The sequence below is a fragment of the Flavobacterium sp. ASV13 genome (assembly GCF_000745775.1).
GTDB lineage: Bacteria > Bacteroidota > Bacteroidia > Flavobacteriales > Flavobacteriaceae > Flavobacterium.
On record NZ_JQJY01000010.1, the window covers coordinates 142,193 to 151,000 of the forward strand.

7 protein-coding genes are annotated in these 8,808 nt (G+C 33.3%); 4 read left to right on the top strand and 3 right to left on the bottom strand.

Features of this window, described 5'->3' with window-relative positions; genetic code table 11:
* Positions 1-8 precede the first annotated feature (8 nt).
* The 3 genes from GQ47_RS20195 to GQ47_RS20205 all read left to right on the top strand — a co-directional run bounded on the left by GQ47_RS20195 (position 9) and on the right by GQ47_RS20205 (position 2,028).
* Complete coding sequence (locus GQ47_RS20195; protein ID WP_035652319.1) at positions 9-548, top strand: hydrolase; 540 nt, start codon at positions 9-11, stop codon at positions 546-548.
* A 7-nt stretch (positions 549-555) separates the two neighbouring features.
* Positions 556-1,326, top strand: a complete 771-nt coding sequence (locus GQ47_RS20200) for an alpha/beta hydrolase (RefSeq protein WP_035652322.1) — start codon at positions 556-558, stop codon at positions 1,324-1,326.
* Between the two features lie 84 nt (positions 1,327-1,410).
* Positions 1,411-2,028 carry a cysteine hydrolase family protein gene (locus GQ47_RS20205; RefSeq protein ID WP_035652325.1) on the top strand — a complete coding sequence of 206 codons (618 nt, stop codon included), beginning with the start codon at positions 1,411-1,413 and terminating at the stop codon, positions 2,026-2,028.
* 14 nt (positions 2,029-2,042) lie between these two features.
* Here GQ47_RS20205 and GQ47_RS20210 read toward each other — a convergent pair whose 3' ends face one another.
* Complete coding sequence (locus tag GQ47_RS20210; protein WP_035652328.1) at positions 2,043-3,224, bottom strand: MFS transporter; 1,182 nt, start codon at positions 3,222-3,224, stop codon at positions 2,043-2,045.
* 151 nt (positions 3,225-3,375) lie between these two features.
* Between GQ47_RS20210 and GQ47_RS20215 the strand changes: the two genes are divergently transcribed.
* Entirely contained in the window at positions 3,376-3,888 is a 513-nt protein-coding gene (locus GQ47_RS20215) for a GNAT family N-acetyltransferase (protein ID WP_035652332.1), read from the top strand.
* Positions 3,889-3,930: 42 nt separating this feature from the next.
* Here GQ47_RS20215 and GQ47_RS20220 read toward each other — a convergent pair whose 3' ends face one another.
* Both GQ47_RS20220 and GQ47_RS20225 read right to left on the bottom strand, forming a co-directional pair.
* On the bottom strand, positions 3,931-4,539 hold the full coding sequence (locus GQ47_RS20220) for a DNA-3-methyladenine glycosylase (protein ID WP_035652335.1): 609 nt from the start codon (positions 4,537-4,539) through the stop codon (positions 3,931-3,933).
* A gap of 414 nt (positions 4,540-4,953) precedes the next feature.
* The gene (locus GQ47_RS20225) at positions 4,954-7,641 is read right to left on the bottom strand and encodes a glycoside hydrolase family 2 (protein WP_051951685.1); all 2,688 of its coding nucleotides are present in this window, start codon (positions 7,639-7,641) and stop codon (positions 4,954-4,956) included.
* Positions 7,642-8,808 lie beyond the last annotated feature (1,167 nt).

Genomic DNA, 8,808 nt, shown 5'->3' on the forward strand with positions numbered 1-8,808 from the left:
ATAAACGTATGCTAATACAAGAAAACACGGGATTAATTCTAATTGATGTTCAGGGAAAACTTGCTCGCATTGTAGACAAAAGCGAAGAATTAGTTTTAAATCTTGAAAAACTCATTCGTGGCTGTCAGCTACTTTCGATTCCGATAATCTGGGCAGAACAAAACCCGAAAGGACTCGGCTCAACAATACCGGAATTGGAAAAATTATTACAAAATCAAAAATCGATTGAAAAGTTTACTTTCAACGCTTTTGATACCGAAACTTTCAGGCAATCTATTATTGATTCCGGAAAAAAACAATGGTTAATCTGTGGTATTGAAGCTCATATATGTGTTTATCAAACTGCAATGGGTTTATTATCAAATGATTTTGAAGTACAAATCGTAACTGATTGTGTTTCTTCCCGATCAAAACAGAGTATTAAAATAGCGCTGAAAAAATTGCAAAACAAAGGAGCTGATTTAACGAACGTTGAAATGTGTCTTTATGAACTTGTTAAAGATTCCAGACAAAATATCTTCAAAGAAATTCTAACATTAATCAAATAAAAAAATCATGTCAAAATCAAAAACTATTATACTGATTCACGGAAATTTTGTAAACGACAAAACTTGGGCAGAATGGAAACAATACTATGAAAAAAAAGGATATACCGTTTATGCTCCAGCAAATCCGGGACACGATGGAAATCCTGCTGAATTGAGAACAAAAGTTCATCCAGATCTGGTTAAAACAGGATTTATAGATATTGTTTCTAATATTAGCAAATTAATTGATTCACTACCCGAAAAGCCTTTAATAATTGGTCATTCTATGGCAGGAATGGCTGTTTTAAAATTAGTCGAATTAGGAAAAGCTGCTGCTGGTGTGAGTATTGACGGAGCACCTCCAAAAAATGTTTTTCCTCCATTTCAAACTTTAAAAACGGTAATTCCGGCATTTGGTTTCTTTTCTTCCAATAAATATTTTATGGGAAGCCGGGACTGGTACGATTATGCTTTTTTCAACACCATACCTGAAAGCGAAAAACAAAAAGCATTTGAAAAATTTGCTGTACCTGAAAGTTATAAAGTCAGTCGAGAATTGGTTTTAAATTCGTTTTCGAATATCAATTTTAAAAAAACACATGAACCTATTTTATTTATTGGAGGTGGCAGCGACCATATTTTCCCTCCTAACCTGACACAAACTATAGCTAAAAAATACAGCGATAATTCTGGTCGTGTAGATCTTAAGATTTTTAACGGTAAAAGTCATTTCATTTGTGGAGAACCTGGCTGGGAAATTGTCGCCGATTATATAATTAGTTGGTACGAAGATCTATAAAAAACAATGTTATACAAGTGCACAAGCATTTCTGTAAAATTATTCTAATCGCAAGCTATTTAATTATTACTTAATACTAAAGTCATGAGTTTATATCAACTTCAAAAAACCGCCATAATACTAATTGATCCATTCAATGATTTTCTTTCCGAAGGAGGAAAATTATATCCTGTAACGAAAGAAACTGTTGAAGGCAACAAAGTAGTTGAAAACATTAAAAAACTTTTAACTGCTGCAAGGGAGAAAAAAATCCAGATTGTTTATGCGCCTCATCGACATACTCAAAAAAACGACTATTTGAATTGGAAATTTATGGCACCATCCCATTTAGGAAGCAAAGGCATCACTCTATTTGAGAAAAACTCATGGGGAGCTGAATTTCATCCTGACTTAATAATGCAAGAAGGTGATCTTTTAGCGCAAAACCATTGGACAGCCAGTGGTTTTGCAAATACTGATTTGGATTTTCTTTTACGTCAGCATAATATTGATCAAATCGTCCTTGTTGGAATGAGAGCCAATACCTGTATTGATTCTACAGCTCGATATGGAGTAGAATTAGGATATCATGTAACCTTAATTAAAGACGGTATAGGCGCATTTAATTGGGAAGAGATAAAAGCAACGGTTGAAACAAATTTTCCAAATTACGGACACGTTCTTTCATCAACTGACGAATTTATTGCTAATATCAACAATTAAAACAGTTGTGTTTCTTAAATACTGCTTTGTAATTTCTTTTTTCTTTTCCAATACAATAAATAAAGAATACCCATGGAAATTGCCAAAATATCAAATTTCATAATTTGAGGAATGCGCATGATATGATCGTTGTAATAACTTCCGCCCAAAAGAGCACCGCATCCTATTCCCATTTCCATTGAAATATACATGGTCGCAACTGCTTTTCCTCGATGCTCCGGACTACTTAAATCGATTGTCCATGCGCTAATTGCAGGCGACAAAATTCCTGTGCCTGCTCCGTAAATTCCTGCACCTACAAGCAATAATTGTATATCTCTCCCTTCACTTATAACAAAAAGCGCCACTACTACAATAAACAAACCTGCTAGTATCACTTTTGGACGACCATATTTGTCGGAAACTTTTCCAGCTACAAATCGGACTAAAACTGAAGTTATGGTAAATGCTGTAAAAAAAAGTCCTTTATTCTGAGCACCTAAATGACTGCTCCAATCTGGAATTAAAGTAAGTATAAGTCCAAAAGCGGTATAAGAAAAAAATGTTACGACTCCTGCAGGCAACGCTTTTCTATCTATAATATCTTGTCGGTTAAGAAAAAACATTGATTTATGGAGTTTTTCTTTTTTCTCCAGCGTTTCTTTCATATTCATTACTATGATAATAGACAAGAAAGCAAGCAGTGAGGAACAATAAAACATGAAATTAATTCCAAATTCATTTGATATCAAACTTCCAACCGCAGGCCCAAGAGCGCCACCAATACTAAAACATAAACCATGTATTCCTAGTGCTTCTCCCCACCTTTTTTGCGGAATAATATCGGCAACATATGCAGAAGTTGCTGTTGGTTTAAATCCAGTCGAGAAACCATGCACTAACCGCAGCAAAAGAAATCCTGATACAGAACTTAAAACCGGATAAAGAAAACCACAAACCACACATACTGATGAGCCAATTGCCATAACCGGTACACGCCCCCATTTATCAGTTAGTTTTCCGCTAAACGGACGTGAAATTCCAGCCGTTAAAGTAAATAGAGAAATAATTAGACCTTTATATTCGGCACCTCCCATGTTGCTTAAATAATTTGGAAGTTCTGGAATCATCATATTAAAACTTGATGAAAACAGCAATGAACTCATGCAGAGTAAAATAAACTGAACTGTATAAATTGATTTTTCCTTAGGAGGCATTATGAGGGTATTAAATATTGTCCAAAGATAAAATCTTATTCTTAAATACTAAAAGTTACTTACAAATCATCTGCAAGTTTAAAATTGAAAATGAATCTTAGTTTCTCCATTTTATTCTAATTTTGCATTTCCCAACTTAAAAAAAAGACAATTGATTACATTTAAAAAATGCGAAGAAACCAATCTCGATTTATTGCATCAAATCGCATTGCAATCTTATAATGAAACCTATCAATACCTTTGGATGGATGGAGGCGCTTGGTATTTAGATAAATTTTATAAAAAAGAAATTTTCAAAGAGGAACTTTCTGATTCTTCTATTTTTTATTTTTTGATTTATGATGAAGAAAATCCAATTGGCTATTTTAAGCTGAAAGAAAGTCCAATCGAACACTATTCTGCAAAAGAATGTATGGAACTGGACAAACTATATCTTTTGAAAAAATACACAGGAAAAGGAATTGGGAAAACAGTAATGAATTTTATCATCTCTTTTTCCAAAGAAAAAAATCGCTCCGTACTTTGGCTGAAAGTAATGGAAAGTAGTCCCGCCAAGTTTCTTTATGAAAAAGCTGGTTTCAAACAAACCGACAAATACGAATTAGATTATCCTCAATTTATAAAAGAATATGCTTTTATTTTAACGATGATTCTAAAACTCTAAATGAAAATGACGCTTTAATAGCGTCATTTTCATTTAGAGTTTTTAGTAATTTTTATTAGGCTTACTAACATATTTGTTACCTTTTACAAAAAACCTCCATGGCAAAAGAGCATGTTCCTCTGCGTATGCGATACCAACACGAGGCACAGCGGCAATTGCATCTTCGTTATATTTAATGTTCTGATCTTCAATCCAGATTTCTTCGCCTCCTAAATCTTTCTTATTAAAAGACAAATTTATTCCCAAAGCCTTTGCTACAGAACCCGGACCAGATGAAATTGCAGGTTTAGTAACCGACATATTTCTTCTGTGTTCCATAATTTCTGCACCAATTAAAGGTTGAACAGCCCGTATTAAAATTGCATGAGGATCATCTTTGACCGAAGTCACAATATTAAACATACTATGAATTCCATAACATAAATAAACATAAGAAACTCCTCCATCGCTGTACATAATTTCGGTTCTATTCGTACGTCTATTGCCATAAGCATGCGAAGCTTTGTCTTTTATACCAAAATAAGCTTCCGTTTCTATAATTATGCCGGCAGTTATTTCTCCGTCTATTTGAGTAAAAAGTACTTTTCCTAAAAGGTCTTTAGCCAAAAAGAGTACATCTTCATTGAGATAATAGGAATATTGTAATTTCAAAAGAATGCTTTTTTATTTTATAGTATTGCTAACATTCAAATATACATTATAATCCTCTCGCTATTTTTCTTTCCCAAAAACATTTTCTCTCAAGTAAACAGTACTGATATTACATTAATTTTATATTTTGCGAAAAATGGCGTCGTACTGACGGATACAAAAGTTGTACGGTCGAACATCTACTGAATTTTTAGCTGCAGCAGGGATTTTAGCCCTTCCGCTTGTGGGAACGGTACAACTAAAGAAAGATCACTATATAGAAATTTGAGAGGAACGTATGACGGAACCGAAAATATGTCAACGATTTCTCTAAATTTAACTGCCCGATAATTAAATAAAAAAGTGCTGGCGTTTATATCGTCAGCACTTTTATTTGTTTTTTAAATAACTAATTGATCTAATAGTGAAATCAACTTAGAAAATTCTTTTTAGTTCAATTCCGTTTAGAATGGTTTTACCCGTTTTTTGTTTGAAATCAACCTGAATTCCTTTGCCGTCTTTTACATAAATAGTCGTTTTCATATCAACGGCTTTTTCAGGTTCCAAGTAGTTATTATTTCCTAAGTTTTCCAGAAATAATTGTCCGTTTACCAAAACATCAAAAACTCTAAAGGCTTTTTCCTCCTTCTGACTTTTCTCTGCTAAATTATAAGCCAACGCCTCTCTAGTATTTCCCGAAAGAAACTCAGCAAAATAAAGTGTCAATTCATATTTTCCGTCTGGAACATCAAAATTAAAAGCTTCAATTCCTTCTCTTTGCGTTTGATAAATCGGATCATTTTCAGTTCCTTTTATCAATTTATTTGTTCCGTATGGAATTTGAGGATTTCCAGGCATTTTATACGCTTGCCCACCAACATAACCCCAACTTCCTTTTGTGTAAGCTTGTTCTGAAAGCCAGTTTTGCTGTGTCAATTCTTCAGTAAATTGTCTTTGATCTCCTAAACTGATTCTTATATTTTCAAAAGGATATTTTACGCTGTTTAAATTCGGTGCATAAACTGTGAAATGAATTGATGCAAAATCTTTTAAGCTTTCGTTTGAAGTTGAAAAAGCTTCTACTATATTGTTTCCATTTTTGAACGGAACTTTAAAAATAGTCGATCCTTCTTTTGTTTTCTGGCTTCCTAAATTTTGTCCGTTAACTTTTAAAGTGATTTCATTTTCATTTGAAAAAACTTCCAAATCCTGATAAAAAACCGATTCGTTTTCTGAAGTCAAAACTCCGGAACGATTTGTCCAGCTTTTTGATCCAATGCTTACAACTGGCTTTTTCAGTAATCTTGCCTGATAAAAATAATAAGCATCTTTCGGAATTCTGTCCCAAGAAATAATTCCTTTATTGTTCATATGTGGCCAACTTTCGGCTCTTCCTTCTGAATTGAATTCCACTAAATTCCAAATCGTACCTCCAGCTACATAATCTAAATTTTCAATGGCATTTAAATAATGTTTGTGATACAACATGGCATATTCCATTGTTTTATCGAACTTTCTCGGATTCTCTGATCGCATTCTTCTATCAGCATCGGCACCAAATTCTGTAATTACCATAGGTTTGTCTGGTAATACTCGATGATGGTTTTCAAGAAACTTTTCTAAACCGCCAAATTCGCCATTGTACCAACCGTGATATAAATTCCATCCTACAATCATCGGGATTTTTGTCAATCCAACCGAATTGTACAAATCAAAAGCACCGTGATTTGGCAACATTGTATAACGTGTTGGATCTTCTTCTCTTGTCACATTTTCAAGTTTTTGAGCCAATGCTGCAACGTTTTTGTAATAATTCTGTCTTTCTACCGATTTATCATCATATCTTGGGCGAAGCAAAATTTCATTCATATACGCCCAAACAATTACACTTGGATGATTGAAACTTTGACGAATCATTTCACGTTGCATTTCGATGCTGTTTTCTTCAAAAGTTTTAGTTTCTGTAATTCGGTTTACTTCAGGAGTTTCAACCATTGCCAAAAGCCCAATTCTATCGCAAGCTTCTAAAACAGAAGGATCTTGCGGGTAATGTGCCACACGAACAAAATTTCCGCCCATATCTTTAATCAACTGCATATCTTTTTCAGCCAAAACATCTGGCAATGCATTCGCCAAATCTTTATAATCCTGATGGCGGTTTGCCCCGATTAATTTAGCTGGTTTTCCATTTAAAAAAAATCCTTTGTCAGCAGTAAACGAAAACCATCTGAAACCAACTGGTGCAGAAAATAAATCTAATTGCTCTTTGGTCTTTTTATCCAAAATAACCGTAACCACTTTATACAAATAAGGCTCATCTGGCGACCATAATTTTGGGTTTTGAACCGCTTTTGAAAGCTGTAAAAATTCAGTTTTTGAATTTGATTTCAGTTTCAAACTAGAACTAAAAGTAGCAACCTCTAAATTATTTTTATCGAATAATTTAGAAGTAACAATTACTTCTTTTGAAGATTTAGAATTGTTTTCAATATTTCCTTTAACCTGAAATTTAGCTGATGTGGCTGAAACATCTGGAGTAGTGATAAATACACCGTCAGAAGCACGATTTGTCATGTCAAAATGGACTTCGTTTGAAGCAATCAAATATACGTCGCGATAAATTCCTCCGTAAAAAGTAAAATCGGCATCAAGCGGCGGAATATCGTCGTTATAACTGTTGTCAACTTTTATTACAATTTGGTTTCCCTTTTCAGGATTTTCAAACTGAAGAAATTCATTTATCGGAAAACTGAATGCCGTGTAACCACCAATATGCGAACCAACTTTTTTTCCGTTAATAAAAACTTCTGTAGTTTGATTTGCACCTTCAAAATAAAGATAAACCGATTTGTTTTTCCACTGCGGATTTACATAAACAGTTTTCTTGTACCATCCTTCACCGCGGTAATATCCCCATTGATCATCCATAACGTCAAATTTGTTCCAACTGTGCGGCAAATTGACATCTTCCCAAATCGTAGTTTTTGTATTTTCTAAATCGGCTTGGTTTAATTTTCCTTTGTAAAACTGCCAATTGGAATTTATGGATTGTTTCATTTTTTCCTGACTGAATCCAGCCAAGAAACAAAATAGAGTTGCGAGCAGTAAAATCTTTTTAATCATTGGTATTAGTTTTGTGGTTTTACCAATCTGCAATCAAATAATCCTCCGGCTGTATTCCCTGGATCGACTGCAAACTGAATTGTAATTTGGTTTTCATTTTTTAATAAAGCCGTAGGAATCGTATATGTCTCATCATGAAACGAATTTGGTTTCTTAGCTTTTAAAATTTATTCCGCAATTTCGACATTATTTACTAAAATCCTAAAGATTCTTTTTTCAACCATAGCTTCTAAAATATGAATAAATCAAATTAGCTTCTGAGCTATTTTTGTATTCATTATAAAACTAAAGTAACCACCATCGTGTGCGTCTCTCTAGCATATTTTGAAATTCACCCGTAAAAGTATTTTTTACTTCAAAGCGATGATTTTTATCAGGCTGCATTTTACCAATTCTCAAATGATCTAAACTTATTGCTTTAAGTACTTCTTTTTCAGAATTTTATTTTTCAAAAAACTTCTACATGAGTTTTCCATTAGTCAGTACAAAATTTATCCCAAGAAATCATATATCGATTAATCAATAATATTATTTAAAGACATTAAAACTGTTTTTTGAGTATTTTATAAAACAAATTTTAGCTTGTTTTAATCATTTGGGGTAATCCAATTCTTAATCACAATGTCATTTCGCTAGAACTTGAATTTCTCTCACTTTCATAGCAATTATAGCTAATTATTCAATCAAAATTACTGATTCGCAAAACTTTGTAACTTTATTCTGATCATCAAAAGAGATTTATTATGAAGCTGTATTGACATTGTATAGCCAATAATATCAACTATTTTAAGTTTATCAGAAATCACAAAATAGCTTTTTGAAGCTAGATTAAAAATAGCTTTTTTCTTATAATTTTATCAAGAAGTATATAGAATTACTTATTTTCAAAAAATCAGAAACTTAAAAAATTAAATTGACTTTAGGAAAAGTGAATATTACAGAATTGCATAACTAAATATAGTGCCTTAATACGAGTTAAATTGGGAATTGAAAGCAGAATTAATTTTGGGCGTTTCCCTCTGGGCCGTGCTGTCCGCTGTATCTTTTGCGGGAGTAGTTTCAGGAAAATAGAGCAGCTGCCGGTTTCCCGCAAAAGGATGCCGCTCCCATCACTAACGCGCTTCGGGGTAAATGATAAGTTTCAGTTCCAGAAGATTTCTCCAAAGT